The sequence below is a fragment of the Flavobacterium sp. genome (assembly GCF_043773265.1).
Lineage (GTDB): Bacteria > Bacteroidota > Bacteroidia > Flavobacteriales > Flavobacteriaceae > Flavobacterium.
In genome coordinates this window covers 1-20225 of record NZ_JAYVFH010000149.1, presented here as the reverse complement: position 1 = coordinate 20225, position 20225 = coordinate 1, and the positions used below count along the sequence as shown (strand labels likewise).

The window sequence follows — 20225 nt, the reverse complement described above, 5'->3', positions numbered from 1 at the left end:
CTTCTTAGTAATATATTAATAGTGGCATTTACCACATTCTAAACCTCCCATTTGTGCTGCAGTCAATTTGTCTACACCATATTTTTTAGAAAGTTCTGTATGAATTTTATCGTAGTATGCGTTTCCTTCCATTTTAACATCGGTTTTGCGGTGACAATCTATACACCAACCCATTGTTAATGGAGCAAATTGTTTTTGTATTTCATAAGTTTGAACTTCGCCATGACATTTTTGACATTCAATTCCTGCAACAGAAACGTGTTGAGAGTGATTGAAATATACAAAATCTTGCAAATTATGAATACGAACCCATTTTACAGGTTTAGTTTTACCTGTATATTTTTGCCCAGCTTTATCCCAACCAACAGCTTCATACAATTTATTTATTTCTCCATCATAAAATGCTTTAGAATGATCAGCTGTTGCTGTTGTATCAGAAACTTCAGCAATGTTTTTATGACAATTCATACAAACATTTAACGAAGGAATTCCAGCATTTTTACTTGTACGAGCAGCCGAGTGACAATATTTACAATCTATTCCGTTACTTCCTGCGTGAATTCTGTGAGAATAATGAATAGGTTGTATTGGTGCATAATTTTGATCTACACCAATTTGTGATAAATATCCGTAAACAAAATATCCACTCGCTAACAATAGGAATATTGCAGAAACTAAAAGCAAAAATTGGTTTTTAGCAAAAGCTCTTGGAATGTTTAAGAAATCTATTTTTTTATCTGCGGTTTCAATTCCGTTATTTTTTGCAATTTTAGTCAACACATTGTTTACTAAAAATAACATTGTTACTAAAATTAACATAACGAATGCTAAAACTCCTAAAATAACATTGTTAGAAATTCCACTTTCTTGTACATTTCCAGTTGGTAGTTTTCCTCCAACAACATCAACTTTTGGCGGTGGTGGAGTTGAAGTATATGCAATAATATTATCAATGTCAGCATTAGATAATTGAGGAAATGCTGTCATTACTGACTTATTGTTTTCTTCAAATACTTTTACTGCAGCTGCATCGCCAGATTTTATCAATTCTGAACTGTTATTAACCCATTTATAAAGCCAAGCCATATCATGCTTGTTTGCCACACCTCGAAGTGCCGGACCAGTTGCTTTAGCATCTAGTTTATGACAAGCCGCACAATTTGTGTTAAATAATTCCTTTCCTTTTACTGCATCACCACCAGCAGCAACTGGCGTAGCAACAGCAACTGTTGCTGGAACTGTAGCTACAGGAACTGCTTCTTGAGCAAATAAATTTAAGGTGAATGATAGCGCTAAGGCTAAACTGAGAATTAAATTCCTAGAAATCGAATTATGGTTACCCACTTTTTCCATATTATTAATGATTTTCTACAATTTTGGCACGGATTTTTCTAGCAATATTATTAGAAAAAGGTCTATGCATTTTTAAAAACTTGCACAAAAATACGACTTATGAATTATTCTCAAAACCTTAAATATATCTTAATTATCAATTTATATTAATTCTAAATAATAAATTGGCTTTTGAATATTAATAGAAGTATTACATTTGCATATAAATCAAACCCTTATGAGAAGTTTATTGAAAAATAGTATAAAATATTGCCTAGTTTTAATTATCACTTTTAATTCAATTAATGTAATGAAAGCTCAAAACATCGTGCTTAGTCAAGATGAAAAATTTGAACAGCTATTGAACGAAAAAAGAAAATTAAACAGCTCACTTACAATCAATAACAATTATAAAATTCAAATATTTAGTGGTGATAGTGAAAGTTCTAAAAAAGTTTTAGTAGATTTTAAAATGGAATTTAATAACTATGATTCAACAATAATTTTTAACACTCCGGTTTATAAAGTAATAGTTGGTAATTTTAAAACTAGAATTGAAGCTGAAAGAAATTTCATTGTTTTGAAGAAAAAATACCCAAATTCAATTTTAATAAAACCAAACAAATAATGTTTTTTAGAAGAATTAAGGTTTTATTTATCTCTTTTACATTCATCACTTTTTTATTGCTGATGTTTTCGGATATTTTTATAACCGATATAATGCAAGTTAATAGAAAAATATTATTGTCTTCTGAAAATAATGAGTTAATAAAACTTTCAATTAATTTTTGGGATGAGTTATCGGATAAGGATGAGTTTTTATACAAAAATCATTATTATGATGTAAAATCATATAAAAAAACAAAAAATGAAGTTCATGTTATTGCTTACAAAGACAAATCTGAAATTATTTTAAAAAGCATAAAAAAAACTCTTCATTCTAAAAACAAAAAAAGTAATCCGCATTTGACAAAAAAATATTTTAATCTATATATTTTTAAAATATCATACTTTAATTCTACCTATAATTTTTTTATAAAAAAAGAAAATTTTTCTAATCTTAAATTTATAAAAAACTGCTATTCTTTTTCTATTTTTCACCCACCAAGCTTTTTTAACTTTTAGTTCTAGTTTAAATAAAGATTTAAACTCCTTATATTTCATTTCAAAAATTTAGAAATGGAAATTATTTACTTATATATAACTAAAAATGAAAAAGCATTTATATTTTTTAGTTTTGTGCTCCTTTTATGGATTTGCACAAAACAAATCTGATTCTACAAAAACAAGTCACTTAGAAGAAGTGATGATTATTTCACAAAAATATTTAAAAAACAAAAAAAACATATCTCAAAAAACCGAAGTTATCACTAAGAAAGAAATTGAGTTTCAGAATTTTCAAAACACAGCCGATTTACTTTCTAATTCTGGAAATGTTGCGGTTCAAAAATCACAACAAGGTGGAGGAAGTCCAGTTTTGAGAGGTTTTGAGGCCAGTAGAATTTTACTTCTTGTTGATGGTGTAAGAATGAACAATCTCATTTTTAGAGCTGGTCATTTACAAAACATAATAACAGTAGATGAAAACATGTTAGAAAACACAACTATTTTTTATGGTTCGTCTTCAACATTGTTTGGAAGTGATGCTTTAGGTGGTGCAATAAATTTAGAAACAAAAAAGCCATTGTTTTCATCAATTAATAAATCTTTATTTAATGCTAATTTAAATTCTCGATATTCATCTGTTAACGAAGAAAAATCATTACATGTTAACCTTAACTATGGTTTACAAAACTTTGCCTCACTAACTTCTTTCTCTATAAACGATTTTGGCGATTTAAAAATGGGAAGAAGACAAAATCATAACAACGCCTTTTTTGGCGAAAGAGATTATTATGTTCAAACCAATAATGTAGTTGATGAACTTGTTGCCAATAACAATAAATTTATTCAAAAATTTACTGCCTATAAGCAATATGACTTTATGCAAAAATTCTCTTTTAAACAAAAAAATGGATTAACACATGATTTAAACTTTCAATACTCTACCACAACAGATATTCCTAGATATGATAGACTTACAGATGTTAGTGGTGCCGGATTAAAAAATGCAGAATGGTATTATGGTCCGCAAAAAAGATTATTAGGAATTTACTCTTTAAACAAAAAGAAATTTATTTTTAATAGTGATTTATCACTTGATTTAAGTTATCAAAACATTGAAGAAAGCAGGCATAATAGAAAATTTGGAAATTATAATTTACAAAACCGTATTGAAAAAGTTTCTATGTTTTCAATAAATTCTGTTTTAAAAAGAAAATTTAATAAAAGCGAATTATTATATGGTATTGAAACTTATTATGATAATTTAAATTCATCCGCTTATAGCAAAAATATTAATTCTGGTGCAATCGAAACTATTGATTCACGATATCCAAACGGAAAAAATAATATGTTTAGAAATGATTTATTTATACATTATAATGAATCTATAAATAATAAAACCAATTGGAGTATTGGTGGACGAATAGGATATACAATATTAAAAAGTACTATAAAAGATAATTCTATTTTTGAATTACCATTTGATAGTATAAATCAAAGTAATTTAACTTACGGTTTATCGACTGGAATAATTCATAAAACAAATGATGAATTTAGTTTAATTGCCAATTTAAGTACCGGGTTTAGAGTTCCAAACATTGATGATTTGGCTAAAGTGTTTGAATCAAGTGCTGGTTCAGTAGTTGTTCCTAATGAAAATATTAAACCTGAAAAAACTTTAACTGCCGATTTTGGCTTTAGAATTAACAGCAAAAATAAACGTTTTGAATTTGAAACAAATTATTACTACACTAGATTAACTGATGCAATTGTAAAAGACAAATTTACATTTAACGGTGCATCCGAAATAATTTATGATGGTGTAAACAGTCAAGTATTTGCTAGTCAAAATAAAGGTAAAGCTTTTATAACTGGAGTTTCCTTTTCTATGAAAACCTTTATTATAGAAAATTTATTATTTACTTCAACTTTCAATTCTACTTTAGGAAGAATTATTGATGATAATAAACAAACTCCCTTAGATCATATCCCACCATTTTATGGAAAAATTGGTCTTAATTATTCTAAAAACAATTATTCTATAGAAGCTTACATGCTATATAATGGAAAGAAAAATATTGATGATTATTTTTTAAATGGAGAAGACAATGAACAATATGCACCAAATGGAGGAATGCCAGCATGGGAAACTTATAATTTTAAAACTTCATTAAAGGTGTTTAAAAAGGCAACCTTTTATGCTGGAGTTGAAAATATTTTGGATACTCAATATAGAACTTTTGCTTCTGGAATGAATGCTCCTGGACGCAATTTATATGGTGGCTTGAAGTATAGTTTATAACTTTTCTTTCCATAAAAAATGCCCCAAATAGTGTCTAACTTTTTGGGGCATGTTCATTACTCAGGATTTTTTTTTGACTAAAATTTTATTTCAGTTTTTTCTTAACCATAACTTCTTGGTAAGCTTCAATAATATCTAATTGTTCTATTTCGTTATAATTTTTAAGTTGAATACCACAATCATAACCTTTTGCAACATCTTTTACATCGTCTTTAAAACGTTTAAGAGCTGTTAACTCTCCTGTATAAATTACTACACCTTCTCTAATTAAACGTATCTTAGAATTTCTAAAAATTTTACCATCGGTAACCATACAACCTGCAATTGTTCCAACCTTAGAGATTTTGAACGTTTCTCGAATTTCTGCAGTTCCAGTAATTTCTTCTTTCATTTCTGGAGAAAGCATTCCTTCCATTGCATCTTTCAAGTCATCAATTGCATCATATATAATTGAATAATTTCTGATATCAATTTCTTCTTTATCGGCAAGTTGACGTGCATTTCCAGCAGGACGAACATTAAATCCTATAATAATTGCGTCAGAGGCAGATGCCAACATTACATCGGTTTCGGTAATTGCTCCAACTCCTTTATGAATGATATTTATTTGAATTTCTTCTGTAGATAATTTAGTAAATGAGTTAGAAAGTGCTTCAACAGAACCATCAACGTCACCTTTAAGGATAATATTAAGTTCTTTAAATTGTCCAAGCGCAATTCGACGTCCAATTTCTGCAAGAGAAACTCTTCGTTGAGTTCTCTCTGATTGTTCACGCATTAATTGAGTACGTTTGGCAGCAATTTGTTTAGCTTCTCTTTCGTCTTCAAAAACGTTAAATTTATCTCCAGCTGTTGATGCTCCATCCAATCCTAAAATTGATATTGGTGTAGATGGACCAGCAACTAAAACGTTGTGACCTCTTTCATCATGCATGGCTTTTACTTTTCCATGATTTTTTCCAGCAAGTACGTAATCTCCAATTCTTAATGTTCCTGATTGTACTAATATTGTAGAAATATAACCTCTTCCTTTATCAAGTTGAGCTTCTACTACTGTTCCAACTGCTGGTTTATTTGGATTTGCTTTTAGGTCTAAAATTTCAGCTTCAAGTAATACTTTTTCAAGTAATTCTTTTACACCTGTTCCAACTTTAGAAGAAATATCATGTGATTGATATTTTCCTCCCCAATCTTCAACAAGTAAATTCATTGATGCTAGTTTTTCCTTTATTTTTTCAGGATTAGCATTTGGTTTATCAACTTTATTGATTGCAAATATCATTGGTACATTTGCTGCTTGAGCGTGAGAAATTGCTTCTTTAGTTTGAGGCATTATATCATCATCGGCTGCAATTACAATAATTGCAATATCTGTTACTTGAGCTCCACGAGCACGCATTGCGGTAAACGCTTCGTGTCCAGGTGTATCAAGGAATGTTATTTTTTGTCCGCCATCAAGAGTAACTCCATAAGCTCCAATATGTTGTGTTATTCCTCCAGATTCTCCAGCAATAACATTTTCTTTACGAATATAATCTAGAAGCGATGTTTTACCGTGATCAACGTGTCCCATTACGGTAACAATTGGTGCTCTAGTTACTAAATCTTCTTCTCTATCGGCAACAATTTCTATAGCATCTTCGATGTCTGTAGTTATAAATTCAACTTCAAAACCAAATTCTTCTGCAACAATAGTCAATGTTTCGGCATCAAGACGTTGATTCATTGTAACCATTATTCCAAGAGACATACAAGTTCCTATAACTTTTGTAACTGGCACGTCCATCATTGTTGCAACTTCACCAACGGTAACAAATTCTGTTACTTTTATGGTTTTATTACCTTCATCTAATGCTCTTTGTTCATCATCAGAACGTTGACGGTGCGTATCTCTTTTATCTCTTCTGTATTTCGCGGCTTTAGATTTAGAACCTTTACCTTGTAATCTTTCTAGAGTTTCTTTAATTTGATTTTTTACTTCTTCTTCTGTTGGCTCAACTTTTTGAACAATTGCTGGACGTGCTCCTTTTTGAAAACCTCCACCACCGCCAGGTTTATTTGGGCCAAACTTATTTCCTCCTGCACCAGCTGGTCTATTTTGTCCTCCACCAGTTGCATTTCCTCCTGGAGTTCCAGGACGAGTTTCACCTGGTTTTGGCGGAATTCTTTTTCTCTTATTTTTATTCGCGTTTGGATCTGTTTTACTTCCGCTATTTATTTTTGGTGTTTCAACTTTCTTTTTAGGTTTGTTGAATTGTGTTAAATCAATTTTTTGTCCTGTTAATATTGGACCTGTTAGATTTTGGTATTGAGTTGTATGTGTTTCGTCTACAATTGGTTCTTCTGTAGTTTCAACTTTCTCTTTCTTTTCAAGATTTTGTTTTGGTTGAGTTGATTTTTCTGAAGGTTTTTCTGAAGGTTTTTCAGCTTTTACAACTGGTTTTTCTTCTTTTGGTTTTTCTTGAACTGGTTTTTCTTGATGAACTGGTTTTTCACTAACAATATTAACTGGTTCTGATTTATTAGTTGGAACGTGTTTAGTTTCTAAGTCAATTTTACCAATTTGTTTTGGTCCAGTAACAACAGCTTTGGCTTTGATTACATCAAGACGTTGACGTTCTTCTTCAACTTTTCTTTTGTCTTCAATTTCTTTTTCTCTCTCTAGACGAAGTGCTTCTTTCTCTTTTTTGATTTCTTCACCAACTCCTTTAGATGCTTCTTTGTTTCCTTTGTCTCCAGCAAATTGATTTTGTAGAATATTAAATTCTGCATCAGAAATTTTTGCATTAGGATTTGCATCAATAGCAATTCCTTTATCCTTAAGATAATCTACAGCTCTTTCTAACGAAATATTTAATTCCCTTAAAACTTTATTTATTCTAATAATTCTTTCTTCAGACATAAAATCTTTTATAAATTCTTTTTTTTATTTTGGTTGAGAGAATTAGTTATCGAACTCTTCTTTCAATATGCGCATTACTTCTTGTATTGTTTCTTCTTCTAAATCTGTTCTACGAGCTAAATCGGCAACATCTTGTTTTAATATACTTCTTGCGGTGTCAAGTCCAATTTTTGCAAACTCGTCAATAATCCATCCATCGATTTCATCTGAGAATTCTGTTAATTCAACATCATCATCTTCTACTGTACTTCCTTCTCTAATCACGTCTAATTCGTAACCTGTAAGTTGTCCTGCGAGTTTTATGTTTTGTCCGCCACGACCAATTGCTTTAGAAACCTCTTCTAATTTCAAGAATACTTCTGCATGCATTGTTTCTTCATTTATTTTCACAGAAGAAACTTTTGCTGGACTTAATGCTCTTGTTATTAGTAAAGAAGCGTTTGTTGTATAGTTTATTACATCAATATTTTCGTTTCCTAATTCGCGAACAATTCCGTGAATACGAGAACCTTTCATACCAACACAAGCTCCAACTGGATCAATTCTATCATCATAAGAATCTACAGCTACTTTTGCTTTTTCGCCTGGAATTCTTACAACTTTTTTAATCATTATTAATCCGTCAAAAACTTCTGGAATTTCTTGTTCAAATAATTTTTCTAAGAACTTTTCAGATGTTCTAGACATTATAATTTGTGGCTTGTTTCCTTTTAATTCAACGCTTTCAATAATTCCTTTTACATTATCTCCTTTTCTAAAGAAATCTGATGGAATTTGTTTTTCTTTTGGCAATACAATTTCATTTCCATCATCATCAACAAGAATAACTACTCTTGGACGAACATGGTGAACCTCAGCTGTATAAATTTCGCCAATAATATCTTTAAATTGTTTATAAAGATTGGTATTATCGTGTTCATGAATTTTAGAAATAAGATTTTGACGTAATGCCAAGATTGCTCTTCTTCCTAAATCAATAAGTTTTACTTCTTGAGAAACTTCTTCGCCAATTTCAAAATCGGGTTCAATTTTTCTGGCATCAGTAAGTGTAATTTCTATACTTTCTAAATCTAAATCATCATCAGCAACAACAATTCTTCTTTGCCAAATTTCCATATCTCCTTTATCAGGATTTATGATAATATCAAAGTTGTCATCAGAACCATACTTCTTTTTTAAAGCATTTCTAAAAACATCTTCTAAAATCGCCATTAGCGTTACTCTATCAATAAGTTTATCATCTTTAAACTCTGAGAACGAGTCGATTAATGCAATATTCTCCATTATTCTATTTAATTAAAATTTACTGTAACAACTGCTTCTTTTATTTCATTATAAGGTATTTCAAGTCGTTTTTGAACTGTTTCTTTACCTTTTCCTATCTTTTTCGGTTCTCTTGCTGACCAAGACAACACGATAAATTCATTATTTGCTTCTACCAACTGAGCTTCTATTTTTTCTTCGTTTGTTTTAACAATCAAAGTTCTACCTACATTTTTTTGATATTGTCTAATCAATTTTAATGGCGAACCAACTCCTACTGATGCAACTTCTAATGCAAAATCATGTTCTTCTCTATCTAAATTGTTTTCTATTACTCTACTAATATCAATACAATCTTGAAGACTCACTCCATTATCACCGTCCAAAGTTACAATAATTTTGTAAGTATCTGAAATTGATAAGTCTATCAAAAAAATTTCTGGTTTTTCTAATAAACCATCATTTAATAGTTTGGAAACTTGTTCTTTAAATGTCATATTTTTATAAAAAGAGGCACGCAATGCGTGCCTCATTATTCACTTCTATTAAATAATGGTGCAAATATATAACTTTTTTTTATATTAAAAAATCGATAACCTTTTATATTTTTTCTTACCTTTATAGATATTTAAGTAGACTAACAGTAAAAATTTATCTTTTTTATAATTATGAAAAAAATCTTAATCCCAACAGACTTTTCAGATCATGCAGAGTATGCTTTGAAAGTTGCGGCACAAATAGCCAAAAAAAATAATGGAGAAATAATTTTGTTACACATGTTAGAGCTTCCACATCAAGCAAGCGATGCAATTGGTGCAGGTTCTGATATACCAGAAATAATGTTTTTTAAAAACGCTGCTATTAGAAGACTAGAAGACTTGATGGATGAAGACTATCTTGATGGAATTAAAGTTTCAGAAATAATTCAATTTGAATTAGCGTTTGATGGAATATTAAATATAAGCAAAAAAAACAATGTTGATTTAATTGTAATGGGTTCTCATGGAGCAAGTGGGTATAAAGAAATGTTTATTGGTTCTAACGCAGAAAAAGTAGTGAGAAACTCTAATGTTCCTGTTTTAATTATCAAAAAAGAAGAAGGTAATTTTGAAGTAAAAGATTTTGTTTTTGCATCTGACTTTGCCGATGAAGTAAAAAAACCATTTGAAAAAGTTGTAGAATTTGCAAACAAATATGATTCAACACTTCATTTAGTGACAATAAATACTCCTAATGATTTTAAATCTACTTCTGCTGCAGAGGAAACAATGAAAAAATTTATTAGTGGTTTTGATGTTAAAAAAGTAGTTACACATGTCTATAATGAAACCAATGTAGAAAAAGGAATTTTGAATTTTTCAAATAGCATTAATGCTGATTTAATTGGAATGAGCACTCACGGAAGAAAAGGATTGTCTCACTTTTTTAACGGAAGTATTAGTGAAGATTTGGTAAATCACGCTACAAGACCAGTTGTGACTTTTAAAATATAATTAATACAACTTTTTTATAAACAAAAAAACCTCTCAATTTCTTGAGAGGTTTTTTGTTGGTCTACAAGGACTCGAACCTTGAAAGACTGCACCAAAAACAGTTGTGTTACCATTACACCATAGACCAATTTGCTTTACGCGAGTGCAAATTTACACCATTTTTTATTTAATGCAAATATTTAATCGTTTTTTATTAAAAATAACATAATGTGTTCGTTTATTACAATTAAAATTTTAATTAATTCTTTAAAAATCAATAAAATAAAATAATTTTAACCCTAAAACTTAGTGCCGAAAGTTAATCGAAGGTTAAAGCTAGAATAAATTATTATTTTTATTAAAAATCATCTTATTTTTGACATTCGATTACCAGTTTTATGAAGCAAAAAATAAAAATACTTTCTATCATAGCTACGCTTGTTTTAATTGCACTTTGCATTATGCAATTCTATTTGGTGAAAACGACTTATAACTATAAAGTTGCTCAATTTAAATTAGAAATAAAAGAGCGATTAAGTAAAACAACCAATGATTATAGTGATGTTGATAGCACTTTGTTTCACAAAAAAGATTTTCTATACAAACAATTAGCCGAAAATTATTTAATAGATAAAAATTATCGTTCCCAAATTAAAAAACAATTATTAGAAAATCATTTTAAAGCAGCATTAACCGCAAGGTTACAAAAAGAATTTGACAAAGAGTTTCCAGATCATTCTATAGATTTTGCCATTGTTTTAAGCAAATTTGTGATTTATAATAACTCAAAAAAGGTTGATACACTGTTTGCAGAAAAACCATTTATAGAAAACAAAATGTACGGCAATTTGGCTTCATTAGACGATGCTTTTTTAATAAGAAACTATGTTGGAACAACGAGTTCGAGCACATTAAATTCTAATTATAAATTACTTACAGAAGATGCATTATATGTTTCGGTAAAAAACTGGGAAATAATAGTTTTAAAAAGAATGTCGCTATTACTTTTCTTTGCTTTTGCCTCGATAATTACCTTGATAACGATATTTGTAATTACCATAAAATCATTAATTAAGCAAAAAAAAATCAGTGATATTAAAACCGATTTTATCAACAATATTACTCACGAACTAAAAACTCCACTTACTACTTTGTCTGTTTCAACAAAAATTTTAGAAAGAAAAGAAGTTAAAGAAAATGATTTAGTTTATAATCAATTAATAAGTACGATAAACCGCCAAAACGAACGATTACAGAGTTTGATTGACCAAGTAATGACTAATTCACTTGGTTTTGAAGAAATTGAATTGCACAAAGAGAAAATAAAAGCAAATTATTTTTTACAAACAATTGTTGAAGACTTTAAAATAGCACATCCAAATATTACTATTGAAAATAATTTTGACAATAAAGAAACCCATTTAACTTTAGATAAATTTCATCTTACTACAGCTATAACAAATATCTTGGAAAACGCTGTAAAATATGGTTGCAATACTATTTTTGTTTCAACTTCAGTTCAAAATAATCAATTTCATATAAACATTCAAGATAATGGAATTGGAATTGCAAAAAACAAACAATCCTTACTTTTTGATAAATTTTATAGAATTGAACAAGGGAATTTACACAACACCAAAGGTTTAGGATTAGGACTTTATTATGTTGACCAAATAATAAAAGCTCACAAAGGAACTGTAAAACTGGTTAGTGATTTAGGTAAAGGCGCGCAGTTTACATTGTCAATTCCGTCATAAATCATGAAAAAAATACTCTTAGCCGAAGACGATTTAGATTTTTCAAATGTTTTAAAACAATATTTGCAATTACATGATTTTGAAGTAATTTGTGCTAAAAACGGTTATGAAGCATTAGATATTTTTAAAAATATTTCTTTTGATATTTGTGTTTTAGACGTCATGATGCCAATAATGGATGGTTTTACATTAGCCGAAGAAATAATAAAAACAAAACCAGAAACACCTTTTATATTCTTAACTGCCAAAAAACTAAAAGAAGATAAATTAAAAGGATTGCAACTTGGAGCCGATGATTATATTGTTAAACCATTTGAAGTAGAAGAATTAGTTTTAAGATTGAATAATATAATAAAAAGAAGTTTAAACAATTCAATAGAAACAATTGTTCTTCAAGAAATTCAAATCGGCAACTATATGTTTGACACAAAACGAATGTGCTTAAAAATAGAAAATAAAACGCAACAACTTACAGAAAAAGAAGCTGCATTAATTCAATTTTTTTACACCAATAAAAATCAATTGATAAAAAGAGAAACCATATTAAAAGCTATTTGGAATACTGATGATTTTTTTTCAGGTCGAAGTATGGATGTTTTTATAAGTAAAATAAGAAAATATTTTCAAGATGATGAAAGAATTTCTATTGAAAGCACACGGTTTATAGGATTAGAATTTAAAATATCAGAATAATAATTATATGAATCTTTATCAAAGTTTTTTAAAATATATGATTGTGAAAATTTTATCATGCGCAATTTATAGGTTTCGCTAAAAAAATAGTTTCTTTGCATTCGAATTAATTTCATGCTTTTTTATGACAACATTTAACTTCAACAAGTACAACACAATATTAGGATGGGTTGCTTTTGCAATAGCATTAGTAACTTTTACATTAACCGTTGAACCATCAATGAGTTTTTGGGATTGTGGCGAATATATTGCAACATCTGCAAAATTAATGGTAGGTCATCCTCCAGGAGCGCCATTATATCAAATGATGGGAGCTTTTTTTGCAATGTTTGCTACAAGCAATCAGAAAATAGCATTTATGGTAAACATGATGTCGGTTTTTTCTAGTGCTTTTACAATTTTGTTTATGTTTTGGTCATCATCAATTTTACTAAAAAAATTAATTTCATCCTATACAGAATTAGACAAAAATAATAGCATTGTAATTATTGGAGCATCATTCGTTGGCTCGCTTGCATTTACATTTTCAGACAGTTTTTGGTACAATGCCGTTGAAGCCGAAGTATATGCAATGGCAACCTTATTAATTGCATTGCTTTTTTGGTTAGGATTGCGCTGGGAACAAGATATGAATACACCACGAGGAAACAGATGGTTAATATTAATTTCGTTAGTTGTTGGATTGTCATTTGGAATACATTTCATGGCTTTATTAACAATTCCTTCAATTGGCTTTTTATACTTCTTCAAAAATTATAAAAAAGTCACTGTTAAAAATTTTATAATCGCCAATATAATTATTGTTGCAGTATTATTATTTATTTTCAAATTGTTATTACCATATGCGTTAGCATTCTTTGGAAAAACAGAAATATTCATGGTTAATTCTTTGGGTTTACCATTCGATTCTGGAAGTATTTTTGCATTATTACTAATTATTGCAACTTTCTATTTTGGATTACAATACACAAAGAAAAAAGGATATGCTTTTTATAACACAATACTTCTTTGTGTGTTATTTGTTCTAATCGGATTTTCTACTTGGATGATGTTGCCAATTCGTGCCAATGCAAATACTCCAATAAATGAAAATAAACCATCAGATGCTGCCGAGGTTTTAGCATATTATAATAGAGAACAATATGGTGTAAATCCTTTGTTTTATGGTCCGCAATACACAGATACATTTGCAGGTTTAGACAAAGAAAATCCTTATCTAGACAAAGCACCTAACTATGAAAGAGATTATAAAACCGGAAAATATTTAATTGTAAATAATTTCAAAAACGCAGAGCAAAATACAGATGATGCTCACAAAGCATTTTTGCCAAGAATGTGGAGTACAGAACATGTAGATAATTATATAAACTTTTCTAGCGTTCCAAAATTTAAAATAAATCCCGAGTATTCTGAAGAAAAAGAACTTACAGATATTGTAGCCGAATTTAGAACTGCTTATGCATCAGACAAAATTGACAATGATGGTTATGTTGCCTTTTTAAAAGCTTATGGAGATTACCTAATAATTGAAAAACCATCAGCATTTGAAAATTTTTCTTATATGATAGAATATCAATTTGGATATATGTATGGCAGATATTTACTTTGGAATTTCGTAGGAAGACAAAACGATATTCAAGGGAAATATGATGACCTTGACGGAAATTGGCTAAGCGGAATAAAATTTATTGACGAACTTCATTTGGGTTCTCAAGCCGATTTACCATCAGATACATTAAAAAATAAAGGAAGAAATGTATACTATTTCTTACCATTTATTCTTGGTTTAATAGGATTGATGTATCATGCTCAAAGAGATTTAAAAAGTTTTTATGTATTACTAGCTTTATTTTTATTTACTGGCTTTGCATTAAAAATTTACCTAAACGAAAGACCTTTCGAGCCAAGAGAAAGAGATTATGCACTTGTTGGCTCATTCTATGTTTTTGCAATTTGGATTGGCTTTGGAGTTTATGCCATTTATGAAATAATAAAAGAAAAATTAGCTCCAAAACTTGCTGCACCATTAGTTATTATAACAACATTATTGGCGGCACCAGTTTTAATGGCTTCACAAAACTGGGATGACCATGATAGATCAGATAAATATACAGCAATTGCTATGGCAAAAGCATATCTTGAATCATGTGAACCAAATGCAATTTTATACACCATTGGAGACAATGACACTTTTCCTTTGTGGTATGCTCAAGAAATTGAAGGCGTTAGACCAGATATTAAAATTTGTTGCACTAGTTTATTGATGACCGATTGGTATGTAGACCAAATGAAAATGAAAACTTATACTTCTGCTGGTCTTCCAATATCATTTAAACACAGTCAATATGTTGATGGAACTAGAGATTATATTGTTTTTAGTGAACAAACCAAAAACAGATGGAATATTAATGACTTTATGGAATTTGCAAAAAGCGAAGACGAAAGAACTTTGGTTGAAATGGGAAGCGGACAAAAAGTACATTTTTTTCCAACAAATAAAGTTAGAATTCCAGTTGATAAAGCTACGGTTATTAAAAACAAAGTGGTAAATCCAAAATATTATGACTCAATTGTTCCTTACATAGATATTGATATTAGCGGTAGCGCTTTGTATAAAAACCGTCTAATAATGTTAGATATTTTAAATAACAATAACTGGAAACGTCCAACCTATTTTAGTCCAGGAAGTTTTGCAAGCGACGATTACCTTTGGATGAAAGATTATCTTCAACTTGATGGAATGGTATATAAATTAGTGCCCATAAAAACCATAACATTAGAAGAAAATTATCCAGATATGGGACAAATTGATGCTGATAAAATGTATAATTTAACTCAAAAATGGACTTGGGGAAATGGAGATAAAACAACCATTTATCATGACACCGAGACTAGAAAAAATAGTATTTCTACTCGCACAAACCTTTCTAGATTAATGTATGAATTAATTAAAGAAAACAAAATTGAAAAAGCTAAAAACATAATAAACATGGCAATTACAAAGTTTCCAATAGATTATTATGGATATTATTCAACTGTAGAACCATTTGCAGATGGTTATTATAAAGTTGGAGAAAATCAAAAAGCTCGTGATTTATTATCTAAATTAATGACCAAATACAAAGAAAATTTAAAATATTACAGTAATATGAAACCTGTTGATCAATCTTTTATTGGAACCGATATTGTTACTGATATTGAACGTTATAGGTCGCTTTTAAAAGTCATGAAAAAAAATAACGATTTAGATTTTTATGCTAAAAGTAAAAACGAATTCAATAGTTATAACAGACGCTTTGAAGCTTTTGACAGAAAAATGGAATAAATATTAATTTATCAAATTTAATAAAGTGCCAGCGATAATATTTGTTGGCACTTTTTTTAATTATTTTTGAAACATGAAAATCAGTTGGGTAAAAACACATTGGGTAATTAAAAAACTATTCTCAAATTATATTTGGGATATTCCTAATGATGAAAAAAAAGTATATTTAACTTTTGACGATGGACCAACGCCAGAAATTACTCAGTGGACTTTAGATTTATTAGAAAAATACAATGCCAAAGCTACATTTTTTTGCATTGGAGATAATGTAAAAAAGTTTCCAGAGATTTATCAAAAAATAATTTCTAACAAACATTCTATTGGAAACCATACTTTTAATCATTTAAATGGATGGAAAACAGAAAATAATATCTATTTTGAAAATGTTGCACTTTCTAAAACTGAACACTACAAACTGAGCACTGAAAACTGCAATTTATTTCGTCCTCCTTATGGAAAAATAAAACCATCACAATCTAAAATTCTTAGAAAATTAGGATATAAAATTATTATGTGGGATGTAATTAGTTACGATTTTGACGCAAAAATTTCTCAAGAACATTGCTTACAAAATGTACTAAAAAATATAAAATCTGGAAGTATTATTGTTTTTCACGACAGTAAAAAAGCATTCCACAACTTAGAATATGTATTGCCAAGAACACTTGAGTTTTTAAAAGAAAATAAGTTTATATGTAAAGTAATAAGTTGAGATTATTACTGAAGCTCTAAAATGCCCTTTGACTTCGCAGCCAATAAATTATACTTAAAAATTGTAGTACAGTAATTATTTCACACGATTATTTTAAAATTAACTACTAGGTCAATTACCATCGCAGAGTGTGTATTTTTTTAAAACATTCCAGTTGAATAATTAATTATTTTATTTTTTGAGTTCAATTCTATTACCATATTTGCATTTGAACAGATGTCAAGAAAACTAAATTTATAAACGCCTTTTCTTAGTTCATATTTGTACAATACAATTTCACTTTTACAGTTTGGTTTGTATTCGTTAACATCAATGTTTATTGAACTTTTCTGTATAATTAATAGTTTACTACAAGAGGCTTTAATTGAAGTGAACTCTTCAATTTTTTTTGTGTTATCATTAATATAAATTGTATCAGTTTCTTTTTTGCAAATATTAAAAAAAGAAATAAATTTTGGATAATTTAAACAAACTGATAATTTATCTTTTAAAAATGATTTTTTTTGAGCATTTATATTATTAAATACTAAAAAAGCGATTAATATAAACTTCAATTTTATCATAATTTATTACGGAGAAATAATTATGTTAACTACAATTTCACTTTTTACAAATTTGATTATTATCAAATATTACATAAAAAATGTAATGGAAAATTAAAAAATTCAAGGAAATAATCCCTAAGCTTGCTCTTGAACCAAACCAATAATAGTATTAGCATCTAACTCTCCAGATTGTCTCCACACCATTTGACCTTCTTTATAAATCATAAGTGTAGGCAATCCTTTAATTCTTAATGCTTCTGCTAATTCTTGATTTTTATCTACATCTATTTTTATCACTTTTGCTTTGTCTCCCAATGCAGCAGCGACATCTCTAATAACAGGATGCATTGATACTGATGATTCGTTCCATTCTGTGTAAAAGTCTATTAACACAGGAACTTGAGCGTTTATAAGTTCTCCAAATTTTGACATAAAACCAAAATATTTTTATTTTCTTTTTCTAGAAAAGAAAGTTTTAGTAATACAAATATAGTCTTTTTAACACATTACACTATTTTTTGCCCTTTTTTTAGTTCAATAACAGTAATCTCCGGCATAATACCTACTCTTCCTGGATATGCATGAAATCCAAAACCTCTATTTACGTATATATATCTGCCAAGATTTTCATATAATCCTGCCCATTGTTTATAAACATATTCTACTGGACTCCATTTAAAAAATCCAGGTATTTCTATCCCAAATTGAAATCCATGTGTATGACCAGAAAGTGTTAAATGAAAATGTTTGGGATGATGTTGAATTTCTGCATCCCAATGACTTGGATCATGGCTCATAAGAATTTTGAAATCTTCTTTTTTCAAATCCTCAGATGCTTTATTCAAATCGCCAACTTTCTTAAATTTTATTCCCCAATTTTCGACTCCAACAACTGCAATTTCATCATTTCCTTTTTTAACCTTTACATTTTCATTCAATAATAGTTTAAAATCTATTTGACGATGCAAATCTTTTATGTCATTAAAATTTTTGTTTTTTGCTTCATCATTTGGCCAATCTACATATTCACCATAATCGTGGTTTCCTAAAATTGAAAACTTTCCAAATTCATGATTCTGAATTTTATTAAAACTTTCAATCCATGGATGCATTTCTGTTGCATGTGTATTTACAATATCGCCAGTAAACAATAATAAATCAGAATTTTGTTCATTAATTAAATCTATTGCATAAGAAATTTTTTCAGCATTGTCAAAACTACCACTATGTATATCAGATATTTGAGTTATTTTAAAGCCATCAAAAGCATCTGGCAAATCAGGAAAAAACAAGGTCTGCTTTAAAACCTTAAAATTATATTTTCCAATGGTCATTCCATAAATCAATGATAAAAAAGGAACCGCTGCAATACCTAAAGCAATTTGAGAAACAAATTTTCTTCTTTCAGGCAAGAAACTACCATTATCATTATCGCCCATAAAACGAGTTATTGCTCCCGAAAAAACTCTATATACATCTTCAATAATCATAATAAAAGTAATCAATAACTTTGGTACTAAAACCAATAGCAATAACCCAATTGTAATCATCGTCATTGGAGTTTGACCAATTGTTCTATCAAATTTTGTAAATTGATAAACTATAAATACAACAGCAAATAATGAAACAATAATATATGTTAGTAAAATCCATCTAACTTTTGTAAATGTTTTTACCGCTTGAAAAGAATAAAGTTCTATAATTGCAATTACTACAAAAAGTATTATCCAGCGAAGTGCCATTTTTTTAATTTTCAACAAATGTAAAAATCATTATTCTTGAAAAACATAAATTTTAGTTAATCTTTCTTATAATATTTCTATAAGAAATGCTATTTTTGTTTAAATCAATTTAATTTATCCTATATGAGAAGTATTTATTTTATTATATTATTTACAATAGCACTAAATTCATATTCTCAAGATACTTTAACTTATAAAAGTGGTGGAAGAATTTATAATTCAAATAATCAAAAATTAAATCCAGATGACCTTAGAGAATTATTCTCTAGCAATCCCAAAGCATTAAAATTATATAATTCTGGAAGGTCAAAAAAAACTGGAGGAAATATTTTATTTTGGAGCGGATTAACAACATTAGTTGGAAAATTTATCTATGATGTTAAAGGTAATCATCTAGTTAGAAACCCTAATAATCCTAATGAATACAATTTTAAAAATACCGAAAATACTTTATATTATGTTGCAGGTGGATTAATCGTTGTTTCAATTCCAATAAAAATAGGATTTCCTAGAAAAATAAAAAAATCAATCATGTTAATAAATGATGATTTAAAAAATCCGAAAACTGGTTTTACAATAGATTCAACTAATTTTATATCAAATTCTAACGGTTTCGGAATTTTAATTACTTTTTAAATTATAACAATGTCACAAAAACGCCTTTTTCTTCTAGACGCATACGCACTAATATTTCGTGGTTATTTTGCTTTTATAAAAAACCCAAGAATTACCTCAACAGGAATGGATACATCAGCCATTATGGGATTTATGAATGCCTTGATGGATGTAATAAAACGTGAAAAACCAGATCATTTAGCAGTAGCATTTGACAAAGGTGGAAGCGATGTGAGATATGAAATGTATCAAGAATATAAAGCACACAGAGATGAAACTCCAGAAGCTATAAAAATTGCTGTTCCTTACATTCAAGAAATTTTAAAGGCAATGCACATTCCAATTATAGAAGTTGCTGGTATTGAAGCCGATGATTTAATTGGAACTATTGCAAAGCAAGCCGAAAAAGAAAATTATCAAGTTTTTATGGTTACTCCAGATAAAGATTTTGCCCAATTGGT

General features: G+C 28.8%; 14 protein-coding genes, 1 tRNA gene and 1 pseudogene. 9 read left to right on the top strand and 7 right to left on the bottom strand.

The features are described from left to right. Positions 1-15 precede the first annotated feature (15 nt). Complete coding sequence (locus ACH2BO_RS08100; protein WP_395044239.1) at positions 16-1353, bottom strand: c-type cytochrome; 1338 nt, start codon at positions 1351-1353, stop codon at positions 16-18. A 217-nt stretch (positions 1354-1570) separates the two neighbouring features. Between ACH2BO_RS08100 and ACH2BO_RS08095 the strand changes: the two genes are divergently transcribed. Together ACH2BO_RS08095 and ACH2BO_RS08090 are read left to right on the top strand one after the other, a co-directional pair. Further along, positions 1571-1960: an SPOR domain-containing protein gene (locus ACH2BO_RS08095; RefSeq protein WP_395044238.1), complete on the top strand. Its 390-nt coding sequence runs from the start codon at positions 1571-1573 to the stop codon at positions 1958-1960. A gap of 582 nt (positions 1961-2542) precedes the next feature. Then, positions 2543-4738, top strand: a complete 2196-nt coding sequence (locus tag ACH2BO_RS08090; RefSeq protein ID WP_395044237.1) for a TonB-dependent receptor plug domain-containing protein — start codon at positions 2543-2545, stop codon at positions 4736-4738. 85 nt (positions 4739-4823) lie between these two features. Here ACH2BO_RS08090 and infB read toward each other — a convergent pair whose 3' ends face one another. The 3 genes from infB to rimP are packed head-to-tail and all read right to left on the bottom strand — an operon-like array spanning position 4824 to position 9400. After that, positions 4824-7640: a translation initiation factor IF-2 gene (gene infB, locus ACH2BO_RS08085; protein WP_395044236.1), complete on the bottom strand. Its 2817-nt coding sequence runs from the start codon at positions 7638-7640 to the stop codon at positions 4824-4826. 42 nt (positions 7641-7682) lie between these two features. Next, positions 7683-8924 (bottom strand): transcription termination factor NusA, encoded by a 1242-nt coding sequence (gene nusA / locus ACH2BO_RS08080; protein WP_395044235.1) that lies wholly within the window; start codon positions 8922-8924, stop codon positions 7683-7685. Between the two features lie 8 nt (positions 8925-8932). Then, positions 8933-9400, bottom strand: coding sequence for a ribosome assembly cofactor RimP (rimP, locus tag ACH2BO_RS08075; RefSeq protein ID WP_395044234.1), 468 nt, complete (start codon positions 9398-9400; stop codon positions 8933-8935). A gap of 171 nt (positions 9401-9571) precedes the next feature. On the opposite strand from rimP, the gene ACH2BO_RS08070 reads away from it, so the two are divergent. After that, complete coding sequence (locus ACH2BO_RS08070) at positions 9572-10396, top strand: universal stress protein (protein WP_395044233.1); 825 nt, start codon at positions 9572-9574, stop codon at positions 10394-10396. 56 nt (positions 10397-10452) lie between these two features. Here ACH2BO_RS08070 and ACH2BO_RS08065 read toward each other — a convergent pair. Next, a tRNA-Gln gene (locus ACH2BO_RS08065) sits at positions 10453-10523 on the bottom strand. Positions 10524-10773: 250 nt separating this feature from the next. Between ACH2BO_RS08065 and ACH2BO_RS08060 the strand changes: the two genes are divergently transcribed. The 4 genes from ACH2BO_RS08060 to ACH2BO_RS08045 all read left to right on the top strand — a co-directional run bounded on the left by ACH2BO_RS08060 (position 10774) and on the right by ACH2BO_RS08045 (position 16862). Continuing rightward, entirely contained in the window at positions 10774-12132 is a 1359-nt protein-coding gene (locus ACH2BO_RS08060) for a sensor histidine kinase (protein WP_395044232.1), read from the top strand. Positions 12133-12135: 3 nt separating this feature from the next. Beyond that, complete coding sequence (locus tag ACH2BO_RS08055) at positions 12136-12825, top strand: response regulator transcription factor (protein ID WP_395044231.1); 690 nt, start codon at positions 12136-12138, stop codon at positions 12823-12825. 124 nt (positions 12826-12949) lie between these two features. Then, positions 12950-16150 (top strand): DUF2723 domain-containing protein, encoded by a 3201-nt coding sequence (locus ACH2BO_RS08050; RefSeq protein ID WP_395044230.1) that lies wholly within the window; start codon positions 12950-12952, stop codon positions 16148-16150. Positions 16151-16223: 73 nt separating this feature from the next. Next, positions 16224-16862, top strand: coding sequence for a polysaccharide deacetylase family protein (locus ACH2BO_RS08045; protein ID WP_395044229.1), 639 nt, complete (start codon positions 16224-16226; stop codon positions 16860-16862). Between the two features lie 680 nt (positions 16863-17542). On the opposite strand, the gene ACH2BO_RS08040 is transcribed toward ACH2BO_RS08045, so the two are convergent. Both ACH2BO_RS08040 and ACH2BO_RS08035 read right to left on the bottom strand, forming a co-directional pair. Continuing rightward, positions 17543-17839 carry a thioredoxin family protein gene (locus tag ACH2BO_RS08040; RefSeq protein ID WP_395044228.1) on the bottom strand — a complete coding sequence of 99 codons (297 nt, stop codon included), beginning with the start codon at positions 17837-17839 and terminating at the stop codon, positions 17543-17545. A 74-nt stretch (positions 17840-17913) separates the two neighbouring features. Next, a complete protein-coding gene (locus ACH2BO_RS08035) occupies positions 17914-19149 on the bottom strand; it encodes a metallophosphoesterase (RefSeq protein WP_395044227.1) in 1236 nt (411 codons plus the stop codon). 123 nt (positions 19150-19272) lie between these two features. On the opposite strand from ACH2BO_RS08035, the gene ACH2BO_RS08030 reads away from it, so the two are divergent. Both ACH2BO_RS08030 and ACH2BO_RS08025 read left to right on the top strand, forming a co-directional pair. Beyond that, a complete protein-coding gene (locus ACH2BO_RS08030; protein ID WP_395044226.1) occupies positions 19273-19785 on the top strand; it encodes a hypothetical protein in 513 nt (170 codons plus the stop codon). 9 nt (positions 19786-19794) lie between these two features. Next, positions 19795-20225, top strand: a pseudogene (locus tag ACH2BO_RS08025) (DNA polymerase I); the annotation flags it as partial.